Raw genomic sequence first — 348 nt, 5'->3', positions numbered from 1 at the left:
AGTGCATCATGAGGACGATGTATCCATTCCTTTCCATACTGGCTAATCTCACCTTGCCAATGTGTCGGTCTAATGCTTCCTAACGGTTGAGCTAATAACTTTTCGTTCAACGTTTTTAAAGCCACGTCACATCCTGTCAATTGATTAAAATCTTGCGGATAGGCGAGCTTTTCGTCATCCCAATTCACACCTGCGACCTCTGCCTGCTGTTTCATTCTTTCTAATGGCAAAGCCGAAAGAGCATTGCTAATAGGCTGTAGCTCGTAATAATAAAGGATGCCATTCACCAGTGTCACAACACCATATAAACCCTTAGTGCTGCATTCCAAATTCCAAGCATCTTGAGCT

1 pseudogene is annotated in these 348 nt (G+C 43.1%); it reads right to left on the bottom strand.

The annotated features are described in order from the left end of the window. A pseudogene (locus AACR11_RS15225) lies at window positions 1-348 on the bottom strand (DUF2235 domain-containing protein); the annotation flags it as partial.

This window comes from Vibrio sp. L85, assembly GCF_963871815.1.
GTDB lineage: Bacteria > Pseudomonadota > Gammaproteobacteria > Enterobacterales > Vibrionaceae > Vibrio > Vibrio harveyi.
This window is presented reverse-complemented; position numbering and strand designations above follow the sequence as displayed.